Below are 17036 nucleotides of genomic sequence, written 5' to 3' on the forward strand. Positions count from 1 at the left end.
ACAGACACTACCTGTCGTGCTCACATTTTAGAATGGCCGATCTCTTTACATTGTAGGCATGCTACGAATCGTGAGACTGTCTGTCGTCAAGACATTGGGCACAGATTTGACCGCTCGCTTTATGAGTGTTGGCTTCGTCTGGAGGGTTGATCTTGAGCGGCGTTCTTGCGGTGCTGCAAGCGCCGATGGGCGATGGTCTTTCGTTTGACCTTTCTGCTTCGCTCGAGGATCGCTGAACCCCTTCCGAAGTAGGCATCTGCAGGTGTCACATTGTTCAGGCTCTCGTGGTGGCACTGGTGGTTGTAGTGCTCGATGAAGGCCTCGAGCTGGCATTCGAGGTCACCCGAAGCGGCAGTGCGCGGGATAATCTCGACTGAGCAACCGGCAGCCTTCGGCTACCGCGGTCAATCGCGCCGGGCCAGCACTTCGAAGATCCCGGTGGCAGTTGAGTCCTCTGGTTTATCGCGGATTTTCATGGGCCGTTGGATCAGGCGCCGCCTCGCTGTCTCGTCGTCGTTTGACGACGTGTCGAGTGCCCGTCCCATGGTCGGTTGACTCTTTTGTTGAACCGATTCGTCAGCGTCCAGCCAGTCCGGTCGACTGTGCCAGCCGTGACCAACAGGTCTGTCCTTGCGTTTCCTGTCGGAAAGAAAGCCATGAGAAAGGTTGGCCTTGAGACTGCACAACAGACGAGCATCGCGCCACAGCTGCGCATCGTAACCACATCCCATCAGGTGAAGCCATTCGAGCGCGATGCCGTCGCGCGCCGCCTCGAATTCTATCGGCTGGCGCGTGCCTGACGCGTCTCCATTGAATGTGATCAAGTACCGCATGAGTGCATTTCCAAAGCCGGACTGGCAATGCAGCCTCAGCTCACGATCAAAAATTCCAAGAATCGCGGACCTGCTCCCATTCAGATTCTGTTCGCCATAGAGTCTGAGTCATTAATCCAGTAAATTCTAACTCTTCGCTCAAAACCGGACGGCAATTATATGAAAATGAATTGGGCGTATTTTAAACTGATCAAACTGCGAGCACTAGCACTACTTTGGCGAATTTTTGGATACCTGTTCGGAAGGGTGGCATCCGCAGTGTGGGCATGCCCGGTGCGTTGAAGCCTCATCTGAATCATTGGGATGTCCAAAAGCCGAGGCGTCAGTGGTCAGCGAAGGTCTGAAGTATCGTGGGCGTCCGCATTTATCTTGGTGGCAAGTCTGCAGGCCTGAAATACCGGTGGATCATTGTGAAGAACATGCGTTTCTAGTTCGCGCATCATCGGCGTAATGGTCGCGTGTAGTTGCTCGCCCACCTGTGTTGGCCCAACGTTGCGCGTTGTGCGCGCGAAAGGCGGCGACGACCTTGCCGGAACCTTTGCCGCAATGCAACTTGCTATTGCGAGGCCCTCTCATTACGGGTTGTGCATGCATGTGCCGATCGAACCCAATCTCCTCGTCAAACTGGCGATGCTGCTGCGTACCAAGAGCGTCAGCGCGGCGGCAGAGGCGTTGGGCGTCAGCCAGCCGAGCGTCAGTCGCGCACTGGCGCGGTTGCGGGACGAATTAAAGGATCCGCTGCTCGTCCGTCACGGCAATAGCATGGTGCTGACCCCGCGGTCCGAGGAATTGCTCGACCGGCTTGACCGGTGGCTGGTCCATACGGCCGATGTGATCCATCAGCAGAGTTTCGATCCAGGGACGCTGGAACGCCGGTTCCAGATCGGATCGACCGACTTCGGAGTCTTGTCGGTCCTAAGGCCGGCGCTGGCAGAAATCCGCGAAGAAGCGCCGGGCGTGTCGGTGCAGATCGTGCCGCTGGACTGGTCGGCGCATAGCACGCTGGCCGAAGGTGCCGTCGATCTGGTCATTTCGGGGCTGGATAGCGACCCGGCGCAATTGCATCGCCATTTGCTGTTTACCGACCGCTTTGCCTGCATGATGAAGCCGGAGCATCCGCTGTCTGGCGGGGCGGACGAACCCCTCACGCTCGACGAATATCTTGCCTGTCCGCATCTGGGCATGACGGTCAGCGACGCGCGGTTCGACCGGATCAACCAGCTGCTCGGTTGTCATTCCTCGCGGCGCAAACTTGCGCTTGTCGCACCCTATTTCTCGCTCGCGCCCGAATTGGTGGAGGGGGACATGCTGTTGACCCTGCCTGAAAGGGCGGCGCGGCATTACGGGGCAATCCATGGAAACCCCTATCGCCTTGCTCCGCAAGAGTTGGGTACGATGGAATACTGGCTCTTGTGGCATGAGCGAAGCCATCGTGACCCGGCGTCGCAATGGCTGCGCGAAAGGCTGGTCGAGGCCTGCGTCGCTGCTGAATAGGCGATATCCATATTTGAATCTTGCTCCGAATACTGCCTCCGAACATTAGGCTTCTGCAATTCAATCGCAATAGCATTTGTTTCGGGGGTTTCGTGTTCGCCAGATATGTCCTTTTCGCCGGTTCTGCCCTGATGGGCGTAAGCCTTGCCGCGCCCGTGGCGACCGCGGCCGAGAATGCCGCTACCGAAAGCACGGGCAGCGATATCGTCGTCACTGCGACCAGCCGCGAACAGGAAGTCAAGGACGCGCCCGCATCGATCAGCGTGATCACGCGGGAGGATCTGGAACGTCTGCCATACCGCGAGGTGACCGACGCCTTGCTCGAAATCCCCGGCGTCACCGTCACGCAGGGGGAGCGCAACAGCCGCGATATCTCCATTCGCGGCATGGCCCCCCAATATACGCTGATCCTTGTCGACGGGAAGCGGCTGAGCGCGCGGGAATCGCGCACGAATGGCGGCAGTATCAGCGAAGGTGGTCTGCTTCCGCCGCTGGAATCGATCGAGCGGATCGAGGTGGTGCGCGGACCGATGTCGTCGCTCTATGGCTCCGATGCGATGGGCGGGGTGGTCAATATCATCACCCGCGCCGTGGCAAGCGAATGGCGCGGATCGGTGCGAGTCAACGGCACGCTGCAAACCGATGATGACTTCGGCAATTACGGCGACGGCAATTTCTATGTCAGCGGGCCGCTGATCGGCGATGTGGTGGGCCTGCAGGTCAGCGGATCGCTTAACCGTCGCGCCGAGGATATGGTGGTCGACGGCACGCCACAGCGCGAGGATGAATCGCTGGGCGGCAAGCTGGGTTTCGATCTGGGGGCAGGCCACCGGCTGATCGTCGAAGGCGGCTATTACCGCCAGCAGACCCTGTCAACCGCAGGCAAGTCGGTCGAAATCACCGAAGACGCGCCGATCGGCACCGAATCCACCATGACCGAAGAACGTTGGGTCGCATCGGTCAGCCACAGCGGAAAATGGGGTGCGGTCGGATCGGAATCCTATCTGCAATATGAGGACGCCACCCATATCGAGGGCGAGAAGCAGATCAAGAATATCGTCGGCCAGTCGATCTGGACCGTGCCTCTGCCGTCCAATGTGCTGACCTTGGGTGCATTTATCCGGAACGAGGATCTGACCGATCTGACCAGTAACCGGCTGTCGGGCTCTACTCGCACGGGTACGGCGCGGCTGAACTGGGCCTTGTTTGCCGAAAACGAATTGTCGGTCACCGACAGTCTGAAGCTGACCGGCGGGCTGCGTATGGACGATGATGAGCTTTACGGCACGCATTGGACGCCGCGCATCTATGCGGTGTGGAATTTCACCGAACGCTTTACCCTGAAAGGTGGTTATTCGCAGGGCTTCCGCGCGCCGAACCTGCGCCAGACGCTGGAGGACTGGGGACAGACCAGCCGTGGCGGCACGATCTATGGCAATCCCGATCTGGAGGCCGAAACCTCGCGCACGGTGGAGGCATCGCTGCTGTTCGAAAGCGGGCGGGTTCAGGCCAGCCTGTCGGCCTATGACACGCGGTTCAACGACAAGATCACCCGCGTAACCTGTGAAGAGGCGGGCGCGTGGTGCGTGGACGAGCCGCTCAGCTCGCTTGGCCGCCCGCCGACGACCTATGTCAATGTCGACAAGGCCCGCGTGCGCGGCGTGGAGGCATCGGTCGAATTGCCGCTGCTGTCCACGCTCGATCTGGCGGTGACGGGCACGCTGACCGATTCCGAACAGCTTTCCGGCGCGAACGAGGGCGCGGCGCTAAACGATACGCCCAAGCAACAGGCCAGCGCATCGCTGAACTGGAAGCCGGGCAAGGCGTTCAGCGGCTACGTCCGCGCGATCTTCCGCGGCGAGGAAGCCGTGACCGAGGCGCAGATCAGCGGCGAGAATATCGTCGCATCGTCCTATACGACGGTCGATCTGGGCGCGTCCTATCGCCTGACGCCCAGCCTGCAATTGCATGGCGGCGTACAGAATGTCTTCAACAAGCAGCTTACCTATGACGAATATGCCTATCTGATCGATCCGGCACGCGTCTGGGTGGGTGTGACTGCCCGTTTCTGACAATAAGGTTCGATGATCGATGGCAAAGCCTGATGCGATGCGGCGGGGCGAAATCGTCTCGCGCACCATTCTTGGAATTTTCGGCAGCTATGCTCTGGCCAGCGCGTGCCTGCTGGCGGTCGTGCGGTTGTGGCCCGACGGCGGGCGCACCGCGACATCGCTTGGGGAAATGATCGGCTTTATGCTGTTTGGCGCGGCGGCAATCGCGGCCTTTTCCATGCGCAGCGCCACGCGGGCATGGCTGCTGATCGGGGGCGCTTCCGGGGTCCTGCTGGTGGCGGCCTTTGCCTTTGGTAAATCGGGAGTCGGCGCATGAAGGGCGGCATCCGGCAAAGCAACAGCTGGCTACACGGCTGGGCCGGTCTGTTGCTCGGGTGGCTGATGTTCGCCATCTTTTTCACCGGCACTATCGCGTTCTTCCGGCAGGAAGTGACCGTCTGGATGCAGCCCGAATTGCACCGCGCGGCACCGGTCTCTGCCGAACAGGCCGCACGGCTGGGGATGGAGCGGCTGAATGCCATTGCCCCCGATGCGTCGAAATGGGGTATCAACCTGCCAAGCGAGCGCAATCCTTCCCTGCGCATTTCATGGGAAAGCGAACGTCGCGGCGACGGCGGTCGCGAGGGTACTGCAAGCGGACGGAGCGGACGCAGCGAACGCGGCGGACGGACGGATCGCGCCGGATCGGGTCATAGAGGCGAAGGCGCTGTCCAGCGTTCTGCAATTTCTGGCGCCGATGCGCAGATCAGGGCCGCTGCAGAGGAAGCCGCGCGCCGCGCCAATGCGCGCGGCGGCCGTCCGCGCGATCCGGGCCTGACTCTCGATCCGAAAACGGGCGAGGTGCTGGATGCGCGTGAAACGGCTGGCGGCGATTTCCTGTATCGCTTCCACTACCAGCTTTACGCCATGCCGCGCGACTGGGGGCGCTGGATCGTCGGCATAGCGACCTTTGCCATGTTCGTCGCGATCATCAGCGGTATCATCACCCATAAGAAGATATTCCGCGATTTCTTCACTTTTCGCGGCGCGAAAGGGCAACGAAGCTGGCTCGACGGACATAATGCGATGGCAGTGCTGTCGCTGCCGTTCCACATCATGATCACCTTTTCGGGATTGTTGCTGCTGGGCGGAACGCTGCTGCCATGGGCGTCCGACGGGCGCGGCGGCCATGGGCGCGGTGACGATCGCGGCGCAGCTGCAGCCGCGCCAGCGACAGGTTCGGGACAGTCCGGATGGCAGATCCCCATCGACCGGATTCTGGCAGAAGCACAGGCCGCATGGGGTGTTCCGGCAGGTCGCCTGTCCATCACGCGCAGCGGCGGGGAAGCGCAGAATGTGGAACTGGCGATCCAGCGCAATGACAGCCTGTTGCTCAGGCCCGGCGGCGGGCCGGGGCGGACCATGCAGTTCGATGCGCGCAGCGGCGCGATGACGGACCGTTCGGACGAGATGGCGGAGAACGGAATAGTCGCTGCCGACCGTGTGATGAGCGCGCTTCATCTCGGCCGCTTTGCACCATGGGACCTGCGCTGGCTCTATTTCGCGGCGGGCGTGATGGGCACCGTCATGGTGGGCACGGGGCTGGTGCTATGGTCGGTGAAGCGTGCGGAGAAGCGGCGCGGGGCCGCTGGCCATTTCGGAAACCGGCTGGTCGACGGGTTGAATATCGCCACCGTCGCGGGCCTGCCGCTGGCGACAGGTGCCTATTTCTGGGCCAACCGTCTGGTCGCCGCCGATGCGCCAGACCGCGTGGACACCGAGATTGCGGTATTCTTCGGCGTCTGGGCAGCGACACTGGTGCACGCGCTGGTCCGTCCCGCCCGCTCCGCATGGCAAGAGCAACTGGCGGTAGCGGGAGGTCTGTTCGTGACCCTGCCGCTGCTGAACCCGATGACGGGCGGTATGGGGCTGTCCGCCGCCGTAGGGCAGGGCAACTGGCTGGTCGCCGGATTCGACCTGACGGCCCTGCTGTTCGGGGGCAGCCTGATCTATGCGCTGTTTCATCTTTGGCAAAAGCAGTCCCGGACGTCTGCCGTAGGCCCACTACGGGCCCGGCCTGTTGCCAGCGTTCCTGCGGAGTAAATGCCGATGCTGTTTCTGTCTGCGATCCTTACCGGCCTCGGTTTCCTCGCGCTCGCCCTCTCACTGGACCGGCATTACCGCGATGTGCTGGGCGGCAAGCTGCCTGCCGGTCGCCGCCTTGCGCTGCGGAGCGGCGGCTGGCTTTTTCTGGCACTGGGCCTGGTCACTTGCTGTGTGGCGCGCGGGGGCCAATTGGGGCCGGTCTGGTTCCTCGGCCTTGCCGCATTGGCAGCGCTGGTCGTGCTGGCCGTGATGAGTGTCGTGCCATCCTGGCGGCGGTCAGGCTGAAAAGCTCGTGATACGAGTTGCGTAAGACGGGTTCGCTGTTAGCTTCGCGGACTTTGGCAACCGGGGGTTGAATATGGCAATACGGATTTCGCGTGTTCTGGTGGCGGCGCTGCTGGCGTCTTCGGCATTGCCCGCTGCGGCGCAAACGCCCGATCGGGACCAGATCCTTGGCACTGTCACGCAGCAGCACGATGCCACGGTTCAGGCCCTGCGCGACTGGATCGCCCTGCCGACCATCGCAGCGGAAAAGCGCAATACGCCCGAGGGCGCGGAATATATGAAGAAACTGGCGCTCGACGCCGGTTTCCAGCAGGCCAAGATCATCCCGACCGACGGGGTGCCGGCCGTTTTTGCAACGCTGGACGCGGGGGCCGATACCACGCTCGGCCTTTATTTCATGTATGACGTCAAACAGTTCGATCCCGCCGAATGGGATTCCCCGCCGCTGGAAGGGCAGATGGTTGAGCGCGAGGGCGAGGGCATGACCTTGGTCGGTCGCGGCGCGGTCAACCAGAAAGGTCCCGAAATGGCGTTTCTGGCCGCGATCAAGGCGATTCAGGCCAGCGGCAAGAAGCTCCCCGTCAACCTCGTCCTGGTGGCCGAGGGTGAGGAAGAGGTCGCCTCCACCCATTTCGACCAGGTCGTGGCCGTACCCGAAGTGCGCGATGCACTGGCCAAGACGATCGGTGTGTTCATCCCCTCTGCCGCGCAGAGCAAGGATGGCGGCGCGAATATCACGCTGGGCGCGAAGGGCGCGGTCGAATTCCAGCTGGTGGTAGGCGGAGAGACTTCGGACAAATATCCCAAGACCGACATTCATTCGTCGAACCATTCGCGCATCGAAAATCCGGCGTGGCGTCTGGTCAAGGCGCTCGACACGCTGGTCGCGGACGATGGCCATACGCCTGCCATCGACGGCTGGTTCGAAAATGTGCGCCCGTTGACCGACCGGCAGAAGCAGCTGATCGCCGAAGGGGCCAAGATGAACCCCGAGCAGCAGGAAAAGGACTTGCTGGGCGTTGGCCGCTGGATCGACGATGAACCCTATATCACCAGCCTCGAGCGTTATTATTCGCAGCCGACCGTCAATATTCAGGGTCTGATCGCGGGTTATACCGGCACGGGCGGCAAGACCGTTCTGCCGGGACGGGCAGAGGCCAAGCTGGAATTCCGGCTCGTCCCCGCCATGACCAAGGACGAGGCGGTCACCAAGCTGAAAGCGCATCTGGACAAGCGCGGGTTCGACGATGTTCAGGTGACGGTTTCGGGCGGCTATGGCCCGAACGAAACGGACGAGGACAGCGTGCTGATCCGCGCGCAGAAGACCTTGTTCGAACGCAGCGGCATTCCCTACTCCATCCGTCCGCGCAATGCGGGCAGCTGGCCGGGCGTGATCTTTAACGGACCGCCGCTGAACCTGCCGGCCTCGCAATTCGGGCTGAGCCGAGGGGGCGGGGCGCATGCGCCGAACGAATGGTTCCTGATCGACAGCGCCAATCCCAAGGTCAACGGGCTTGATGAAGCAACGATGGCCTATGTCGACTATCTCTATGTCGTGAGCGAAGAGGCGGCCAAGGGCGAGTGATCTGACGGTTGATATGGTCCGGATGGCCCGCGCAGACGGGCAGGCCATCCGGAACGCCCCGGCGGTGATTATGCGCTGACGCTTTATCGCGGCGAAATGCGGCGACACACTCTGGCAAAATGCAAGAGAGGAGCCGCGCCATGAAAGCAAAGGCATTTGCTGCCGCCAGCCTGACCGCCCTGCTGTGCGGCTGCGCCAGCCTGCCCGATGCGCCGCACCCTTTGGCAAGCCTTGCCAGCACAGGCACGGTGAGCGAGCGTTTCCAATCCTATAATGTCGAGATGGTCGAAGTGACCGGCGGGCGGTTCTGGGCACCCTATGGCGGCCCGGCGGGTGAAGTATATCGCATGCGTCCGCCCATGGATCTGGCCGATCCAAAGCTGGTGCAACTCGCCCGCCATCTGGGGCCTGCCTATATCAGGGTCAGCGGAACCTGGGCCAACAGCACCTATCTTCCGGCAGAAGGCGAACGGATTGGCGATCCGCCTGACGGATACAAGCAAGTGCTGACCCGCGACCAGTGGCGCGGCGTGATCGGATTTGCGAACAAGATCGACGGCAAGATCGTCACCAGCTTTGCCGTCAGCCCCGGCACCCGCGATGCCGAAGGCGTGTGGCGCATGGATCAGGCGCAGCGGCTGATCGATCTGACGCGCGAGGCGGGCGGCAGCATCGCGGCGGCCGAATTCTATAACGAACCCAATGCATCGATGGTCGGCGGCTTGCCCCAAGGCTATTCGGCGCAGGATTACGCGCGCGACTTCCGCATTTTCGAAGGCTGGGCACGGGAAGCCGCGCCTGACATGGCCCTCATCGGCCCGGGCAGCGTTGGCGAAGGCGCGATAGAGGGCGTGCCCGTCAATGCACTGGGCGGCGCGATCCTCAGCAAGGATATGCTGAGCGCCAATCCTGACCGGCTCGACGGATTTTCCTACCACTTCTATGGCAATGTCTCGCAACGTTGCGCGAAAATGCGGCCCACCACCGCGCAAAAGGAAGAGGCGCTGACGCCCGAATGGCTGGACCTGACATTGCGCGATCTGGCCTATTACCAAAGGCTGCGCGACGCATTCGAACCCGGCGACCCGATCTGGATCACCGAAACCGCTCAGGCTGCATGCGGAGGCAGTCCCTGGGCATCAAGCTTCCTCGACAGCTTTCGCTATGTGAACCAGCTGGGTCTGCTGGCGCAGCGCGGGGTGCAGGTGGTGATGCATAATACGCTGGCCGCGTCGGACTACGCATTGCTGGACGACGAAACCTATGATCCGCGCCCGAATTACTGGGCGGCGGTGTTGTGGCGACAGGTGATGGGGCGGGTCGTTCTGGATCCGCCCTCGGTGAGCGGTTCCGACCTGCGCCTTTATGCCCATTGCCTGCCATCTGGCGGCGGCGGTGTGGGGCTGGCGGCAATCAATCCGGGCGAGAGTGCGGCCAGCGTCGATATTGGCGGAGAGGGAACAGCATGGGTGATGCAGGCCGAACCGCTGGACAGCCGTAATCTTACCATCAGCGGGCGGAGTCCAGCCTTCGACTCGCACGGCATGCTGACCGGTATTGAGGGAATTTCCGTGAAAAACAGCGTTTCGGTCCCCTCTCGCGCGATTGCTTTTATCGCCGTACCTGCCGCCGGTAATTCTGCCTGCAACTAGGGCGCAATTTCGCCAAATCCCGCGCGCGACATTCTATTCTGTCTGGGCGGCAAGTGATTCCGCGTGCGGGATATTTGCATACGCCTGAGTGCAATCATAAAGGACCAAGTGTGAAACATTAACCATGTTTCGACGCGCTGCTTTGCAAAGCGATCGCATCTACTTGGCTATTTGCAAGTAGCGAAATGGTACGCATTCTAGTTTTGGTTTTATTCTTCGCCCTGCTTTCGCTATTCATTCCCCCGGGGCACATTCCATTAACCGTTCTGAACCGACGGTATGCGGGCGCTTTCTACGGGCGCCGGCCAAAAGGTTCGTTAGGGGGGGCGGGCCGATGCGGCCGAAGTCGAATATGATGCTGGCAGAGAATGAAGGGCGGGGGGCTGCCTTTCCACTTCAAGGCAAACGTCCGCGCATCGTGGCGGACCGGAAAGACGCCGGTGCGTGGCAGGTCCCGCCTGCCGCGCCGCAGGACGGCCTGACCGGCCGGTTCCGCACTGTCGCGCAGCATTGCGGGAACCGGATCGCGGCAAGCTGCGGCGATCTGGAACTCAGATATGCGACGCTGGACGATCTCTCTAACCGGCTGGCCAACCGGCTGCTGAACGAGGGTGTGCGGCGCGGCGCGCTGGTCGGGCTTCATGTCGGGCGCGATCTCGATATTCTGGTCGGCATTCTGGGCATTCTTAAGGCTGGCGCAGCCTATCTGCCGATGGACCCTGTCTATCCGGCCGACCGCATCGCCTTTATGGCCGAAGACGCGGGCGTGGCGATCATCGTGACCAGCGCTTCTCTCGCCGGAAACCTGCACGACAGCGGCGCGCGTCTGGTCGATATCGCCGATTGCAGCACCGAGGCTGGCACCGATCCGCAGATCGCGTGCAGGGGCAACGATCCGGCCTATGTGATCTATACCTCCGGCTCCACCGGCAAGCCCAAGGGCGTGACGGTCAGCCACCATAATGTCCTGCGCCTGTTCGATTCGACCGCGCACTGGTTCGGATTCGACGACAGCGATGTATGGACGCTGTTCCATTCCTATTCCTTCGACTTTTCGGTTTGGGAGATTTGGGGCGCGCTGCTGTATGGCGGCCGCGTCGTGGTGGTGCCCGCCGAAACAAGCCGTTCCACCGAAAGCTTCCGCCGCCTTGTGCTGGACGAAGGGGTGACGGTGCTGAACCAGACCCCCTCGGCCTTCCGCCGCTTCATTCAGGCCGATCAGGCGGAAAAGCCCGCATGTTATGCGCTGCGCCACGTGATTTTCGGCGGCGAGGCGCTGGAGTTCCAGTCGCTGCGCCCATGGTTCGACCGCTATGGCGATGAAGCGCCGCGCCTTATCAATATGTACGGCATTACCGAGACGACCGTGCACGTCACATACCGCCCGGTCACCATGCGCGATCTGTTGGCAGGACGCGGCAGCATCATCGGTGAGCCGATTCCCGACCTGACCATGCACATTCTGGACGAGGGGATGCAGCCGTCGCCCACCGGCGTGTGCGGCGAAATCTATGTCGGCGGCGCGGGGGTGGCGTCGGGCTATCTCAACCGCCCCGAACTGACGGCAGAGCGGTTCCTGCCCGACCCCTTTTCCGAAGTGGCGGGCGCGCGGCTGTATCGCACGGGCGACCTTGCCCTGCGGAACGAGGAGGGCGAGGTCGAATATCTGGGCCGCGCCGACCATCAGGTGAAGATCCGCGGCTTCCGCATCGAACTGGGCGAGATCGAGGCGCAGATTGCCGCCGATCCGGCCATTGCCAATGTCGCGGTGATTGCCCGCCCCGATTGCGCGGGCGAGCAGCGGATCGTGGCCTATCTGGTCACGGGCGAGGCGATGGATGCACTGGTTCCGCGCCTGCGTACACGATTGCGTGCGGGTCTGCCCGACTACATGGTCCCGTCGCATTTCGTGCCGATGGACCAGTTGCCACTGACCGAGAACGGGAAGCTCGACCGGGCGAAACTGCCCGAACCGGGCGAGGCGCAGGCCAGCGCCGCTTTTGTCGCGCCAGAAGGGCCGCGACAGGAACTGATCGCGGGCATCTGGCGCGATGTGCTGCGCGTGGACCGCGTGGGCGCACAGGACGATTTCTTCGAACTGGGCGGTTACTCGCTGCTGGTGATCGAGGTGCTGCAACGCCTGCGCGCCGCAGGGCTGACCCTGTCGGCAGGGGATATCTTTCTTAACCCGACGGTCGCGGCCATGGCCGAAATGGCGGCGGTCTATGTGCCCGAGGGTTTCTCGGGCCACAGCCGCATCCCTGCCAATTGCCCGTCGATCCGGCCCGATATGCTGGACCTTGTCGATCTGTCGGCAGGGGAAATCGCGACGATCGAACGCACGATACCGGGCGGCGCGGCGAATATTCAGGATATCTATCCGCTGACCCCGCTGCAGGAAGGCATTCTTTATCACCATCGTGTGACGGCCAAGGGCGATCCCTATCTGGTCACCACGCTGATGGCGGCGACTTCGCGCGAACAGGTGATGCGTTATGCCGCGGCGATGCAGGCCGTGGTGGACCGGCATGACATATTGCGCAGCGCCTTTCTGGGCGAAGGGTTGCATGTGCCGGTGCAGGTGGTGTGCCGACAGGCGCAGGTTCCGGTGGAGGAACTCGCGCTCGATCCGGCGGGCGGCGACATTGCAGCGCGATTGCTGGCGCGGTTCGATATGCGCCGCCATCGCCTGCCCGTCGACCGCGCGCCTGCCATTCGCCTGTTCTATGCGCATGACAAGGCAAACGACCGCTGGCTGATCCTGCGTTCGCATCACCACCTGATAGAGGACCACACCACCGACGAGTTGATGAGCGGCGAGATCATCGCGCTGATGGCCGATCAGGGGGTGTCACTGCCCGAAGCTGTGCCGTTCAGGCATTTCGTGGCGCATACGAAGGAAAAGGCGCAAAGCGATGTTTCGCGTGCATATTTCCGCGAAACGCTGGGCGATGTGGACGAGCCGACGATCGGCTTTGCGCTGGGCGATACCGCATCTGACGCCGGGATCGGTGAGGCGCGGCTGCGGCTGGGCGGCGGGTTGGCGACACGATTGCGCAGCCTCGCCAAAAGCAGGGGCGTCAGCGTCGCCAGCCTGTTCCACCTTGCATGGGGCATCGTGCTCGCCCGCAGTTCGGGGCGGGAGGATGTGACATTCGGCACGGTTCTGTTCGGCCGGATGCAAGCGGGCGAGAATGCGCGCAATATTTTCGGTCCGATGATCAACACGCTGCCTGTGCGCCTGCGGCTGGGCGACCGGCCGGTCGGCGATGCGCTGTCGGATATGCATGGCGCATTGGCAGGCCTGTTGCGGCACGAACATGCGGCGCTCTCGATGGCGCAGAACTGCACCGGCCTTGGTGCGGGCGCGCCGCTGTTCAACGCGCTCATCAATTTCCGCCATGTGCAGATCAGGGGTGACGAGGCGCACACGGGCATTCACGCCATGGGGGCCGCCATTGCGCAAATGGGCCTTGAACTTCTGGCGTTTGAAGAACGTACCAATTTCGCGCTGGAATTGTCGGTCGACGATCTGGGCGATGATTTCATGCTGGAGGCACAGGCCCGCGCGCCCGTCGCCCCCGCCGATCTGTGTGCAAGTGTAGAGGCGGTGCTGACCAGTCTTGCCGATTTACTGGAAGGCGAGAACGCGGCATCGCTGAACGCCGTCGAGCATTTGTCGGACGACGAACGTACACGCCTAGTGCATCGATTCAACGATACGCGGGTCGATTATGGCACGCCCGAGCGCCTGCATGCCGCATTCGAGGCACAGGCCGCGCGCTCGCCCGACGCGATAGCGCTGGAATTCGAGGGCAAGACGCTCAGCTATGGCGAGCTGGACCGGCGGGCGAACCGGCTGGCCCATGTCTTGCGTCGTTCGGGCGTCGGGCCCGATGTGCTGGTGGGGATTTGTGCCGATCGCAGCCTTGAGATGGTCGTTGCGATCTATGCCGTGTTGAAAGCGGGCGGGGCCTATGCGCCGCTCGACCCTGCGCTGCCGTCGGCGCGTCTGGCCGATATGCTGGACGATGCCGCCCCGCGCGTGGTGCTGTGCCAGCCGCATCTGCGCGAGGGCCTGCCCGCATTCACGGGTGCCGTCATCGAACTGGAACCCGATGGCGCCGGGCTTGAGAGCGAGGTAGATACGCCCCCGGAGGTCGACAATGCGCCGGGCGACCTTGCCTATGTCATCTTTACCTCTGGATCGACGGGACGGCCCAAGGCGGCGATGAACGAACATCGCGGTATCGTGAACCGGCTGAACTGGATGCAGGCCGAATACGGGCTGACTGCGGGTGATCGCGTGTTGCAGAAAACACCGTTCAGCTTCGACGTTTCGGTCTGGGAATTCTTCTGGCCGCTGATGGTGGGCGCGCGTCTGGTGATTGCGCGGCCCGAAGGGCATCGCGACAGCGCCTATCTGGCCGAACTTATCCGCCAGAGCGGCATCACCACACTGCATTTCGTGCCCTCGATGCTGCGCGTTTTCCTGGATGAGCCGGCGGCAGGCGAATGCACGTCGATCCGCCGCGTGATCTGTAGCGGCGAGGCGCTGAGCCATGATCTGCAACAGGCTTTCTTCGCCCGCTTCGCCGATGCCGACCTTTATAACCTTTATGGCCCGACCGAGGCTGCGGTCGATGTGACGCATTGGACCTGTCAGCGTGGCGGCGAAGGGACGGTCGTGCCGATCGGCCGGCCGGTCGCCAATACGGCGATCCACATCCTCGACGATCACATGCGCCCCGTGGCACATGGCGCGGTCGGCCATATCCATATTGGCGGCGTACAGGTCGGGCGCGGCTATCTGAACCGGCCCGAGTTGACGGCGGAGCGTTTTGTCGCCGATCCGTTCGCGGACCGCGAAGGCGCGCGACTGTACAAAACCGGCGATATCGGCCGCTATCTTCCCGATGGCGCGATCGAATATCTGGGCCGCAGCGATTTCCAGGTGAAGATCCGCGGACAGCGCATCGAACTGGGCGAGATCGAGGCGCGGCTGGAAACGCTTTCGGGCGTCTCGCAATGCGTGGTGATCGCGCGCGAAGATGCGATACAGGGCGCGCAGCTGGTCGCCTATGTGGTGGCAGAGGGCGGGGTTCCCGTTGTCGCGCAGTGGCAGGCGGATCTGGCGAACGACCTGCCTGCCTATATGGTGCCTGCGATTTTCGTGCTCCTCGACGCGCTGCCGTTGACGCCCAGTGGAAAGACCGACCGCAGGGCGCTGCCCGATCCGTCACCCGCGCAGGCCAGCCGCAACCGCGTGGCGCCGCGTAACGAGATCGAGGTCGCGATGGCAATGATCTGGCAGGACATGCTGGGCATTGCGCAAGTGGGGATCGACGACGATTTCTTCGCGCTGGGCGGCCATTCGCTGCTTGCCCTGCAAATGCTGGTGCGGGTGGAGCGGCAACTGGGCCTGCGCTTCCCGATCCGGTCGGTGGTAGAGGGGCGGACGATCCGCAATATCGCCGAACGCCTGCCGGTCGGCGGCGCGGCGGATTTGCCCGACGGGCTGGTCCGCCTGCGCGGCAATGCGGGGCAAAAGGCGATTTTTTGCATCCCCGGCGCAGGCGGCGTTGCGCTGCAATTTGAAAATCTGGCGCAACGGCTGGGCGGCGATCGCGCGGTCTATGCATTCGAACTGCACGATCTGGACTTTGGCCGAACGCGCTGGCCATCGATGCAGGACTATGCCGAAATCGTTGCGGATATGATGCAGCGCGTGCAGCCCGACGGGCCGTTCGCGATGATCGGCTTTTCGTCGGGCGGTAATCTGGCCGTAGAAGTGGCGGCGCTGCTGGAACGGCGGGGGCACAGGGTGGAAACCCTGTGGGTGGTCGATGCCTATGCACCCGGCACGATATACCTGACCAGCCAGCGCGCCCGCTGGCGCGGTCATTTCGACGAGATTGCCGGCCTGCCCCTGCGCAAGGTGCCCAATCATCTGCGTTTCCGCGCGCGCCGCATGTTCGGCTTTCTGCCGACGCGGCGGAAGGAGGAGACCGAGCTGGAATACCGGCTGCGGCTGGCCGAGGAGCGGGCCGAAAAGGCGCAGAAGAATTATGTGTCGAGCGATATTGCGGCGACCATTCACTGGACGCGCGCCAGCGGCACGATTGCCGAGAATTTCTGGGCGACCTTCGTCGATCCCACCGGCACCGGCGGCTGGAGCGACCATTGCGCGGGAGTGGAAGTCTATCACTTCGACTGCGGCCATCATGCCCTGCTGCACGATCCGCAACTGACGCGGCTGACCGATTACATCGCGCGCAGCCTGTCGGGTGACAGGGCCGGACCGTTAAAGGGCGATGGCGGTCAGGACATGGCCGTCAAGCATGCACCAGCGTCCGTCGAAACGCTGGCCTGCCGCACCGATGGACGGAATATCCGACTGGACCTGCACTGAAAACCGCCCCTCCGCCAGTTCGACGCCAACTTCGCGATAATCGACGAAACGGCGGCTGATCGGGAACTGCGCCTTGTAGAAAGCCTCTTTGGCCGCGAATAGGGCCGTGGCGGCGATGGCGCGATCCTGCGGGGGAAGGGCGTCGCGTTCGGCCGGTGTCAGCACGATGGCATGCATGGCATCGGTGACGCTGCTGGCGGGTTCGATGTCGATCCCCAAAGATCGCACCGCGCCATCGCGCAGGGCGACCGCCATGGCGATCCCGTCGCTATGGGTGATGCTTCCGGTTACGCCGTCCGGCCATAGCGGCATGCCCATCTCTCCCACCGGGATCGGCGCGGGTTCGAGGCCCAGTTCGATCAGGCAATGCCGCGCACAGGCACGGCCTGCGGTGAATTCGTCGCGCCGCTTGGCTACGGCTTGCGCGATGGCCGCTTCTTCAGAGGGCCACAGGCTCGCACCGGCCAGCGGGATCGTGCAGCGCATTGCGGCCACCGGAACCGGCAGCAAAGCGGCCAAGGACGGACAGGCCTCTATTCCGGCGATGGCGGGGTGATCCATGGTGGGGCGGTTCATGTCGGGGCCTTAGCGCAAAGCAAGGCGCGGCAAAATCCGCAG

At 62.8% G+C, this 17036-nt stretch carries 10 protein-coding genes and 1 pseudogene; 8 read left to right on the plus strand and 3 right to left on the minus strand.

Going from position 1 to position 17036, the window contains the following annotated elements:
• Nucleotides 1–119: 119 nt before the first annotated feature.
• Together LOZ74_RS06345 and LOZ74_RS06350 are read right to left on the minus strand one after the other, a co-directional pair.
• Nucleotides 120–344 (minus strand): annotated as a pseudogene (locus LOZ74_RS06345) (hypothetical protein); the annotation flags it as partial.
• A 60-nt stretch (nt 345–404) separates the two neighbouring features.
• On the minus strand, nt 405–824 hold the full coding sequence (locus tag LOZ74_RS06350; RefSeq protein WP_230293335.1) for a hypothetical protein: 420 nt from the start codon (nt 822–824) through the stop codon (nt 405–407).
• A 597-nt stretch (nt 825–1421) separates the two neighbouring features.
• Here LOZ74_RS06350 and LOZ74_RS06355 point away from each other — a divergent pair.
• The 8 genes from LOZ74_RS06355 to LOZ74_RS06390 all read left to right on the plus strand — a co-directional run bounded on the left by LOZ74_RS06355 (nt 1422) and on the right by LOZ74_RS06390 (nt 16418).
• Complete coding sequence (locus LOZ74_RS06355; protein ID WP_230293336.1) at nt 1422–2327, plus strand: LysR family transcriptional regulator; 906 nt, start codon at nt 1422–1424, stop codon at nt 2325–2327.
• Nucleotides 2328–2419: 92 nt separating this feature from the next.
• Nucleotides 2420–4399 carry a TonB-dependent receptor domain-containing protein gene (locus LOZ74_RS06360; RefSeq protein ID WP_230293337.1) on the plus strand — a complete coding sequence of 660 codons (1980 nt, stop codon included), beginning with the start codon at nt 2420–2422 and terminating at the stop codon, nt 4397–4399.
• Between the two features lie 19 nt (nt 4400–4418).
• Nucleotides 4419–4715: a hypothetical protein gene (locus LOZ74_RS06365; RefSeq protein WP_230293338.1), complete on the plus strand. Its 297-nt coding sequence runs from the start codon at nt 4419–4421 to the stop codon at nt 4713–4715.
• Nucleotides 4712–6481, plus strand: coding sequence for a PepSY domain-containing protein (locus LOZ74_RS06370; protein WP_230293339.1), 1770 nt, complete (start codon nt 4712–4714; stop codon nt 6479–6481). The genes LOZ74_RS06365 and LOZ74_RS06370 overlap by 4 nt, the downstream gene beginning before the upstream one ends.
• Nucleotides 6482–6487: 6 nt before the next feature.
• Complete coding sequence (locus tag LOZ74_RS06375; RefSeq protein WP_230293340.1) at nt 6488–6769, plus strand: DUF3325 domain-containing protein; 282 nt, start codon at nt 6488–6490, stop codon at nt 6767–6769.
• A 73-nt stretch (nt 6770–6842) separates the two neighbouring features.
• The gene (locus LOZ74_RS06380) at nt 6843–8354 is read left to right on the plus strand and encodes a M20/M25/M40 family metallo-hydrolase (RefSeq protein ID WP_230293341.1); all 1512 of its coding nucleotides are present in this window, start codon (nt 6843–6845) and stop codon (nt 8352–8354) included.
• Between the two features lie 140 nt (nt 8355–8494).
• Nucleotides 8495–10006 carry a hypothetical protein gene (locus tag LOZ74_RS06385; protein ID WP_230293342.1) on the plus strand — a complete coding sequence of 504 codons (1512 nt, stop codon included), beginning with the start codon at nt 8495–8497 and terminating at the stop codon, nt 10004–10006.
• Between the two features lie 334 nt (nt 10007–10340).
• Nucleotides 10341–16418, plus strand: coding sequence for a non-ribosomal peptide synthetase (locus tag LOZ74_RS06390; protein ID WP_230293343.1), 6078 nt, complete (start codon nt 10341–10343; stop codon nt 16416–16418).
• Here the strand turns inward: LOZ74_RS06390 and LOZ74_RS06395 are convergent.
• Nucleotides 16311–16994, minus strand: coding sequence for a 4'-phosphopantetheinyl transferase (locus LOZ74_RS06395; RefSeq protein ID WP_230293344.1), 684 nt, complete (start codon nt 16992–16994; stop codon nt 16311–16313). The two genes, LOZ74_RS06390 and LOZ74_RS06395, sit on opposite strands and share 108 nt — an antisense overlap.
• Nucleotides 16995–17036 lie beyond the last annotated feature (42 nt).

The sequence above is a fragment of the Croceicoccus sp. Ery5 genome (genome assembly GCF_020985325.1).
In the GTDB taxonomy this organism is placed as follows: Bacteria; Pseudomonadota; Alphaproteobacteria; order Sphingomonadales; family Sphingomonadaceae; genus Croceicoccus.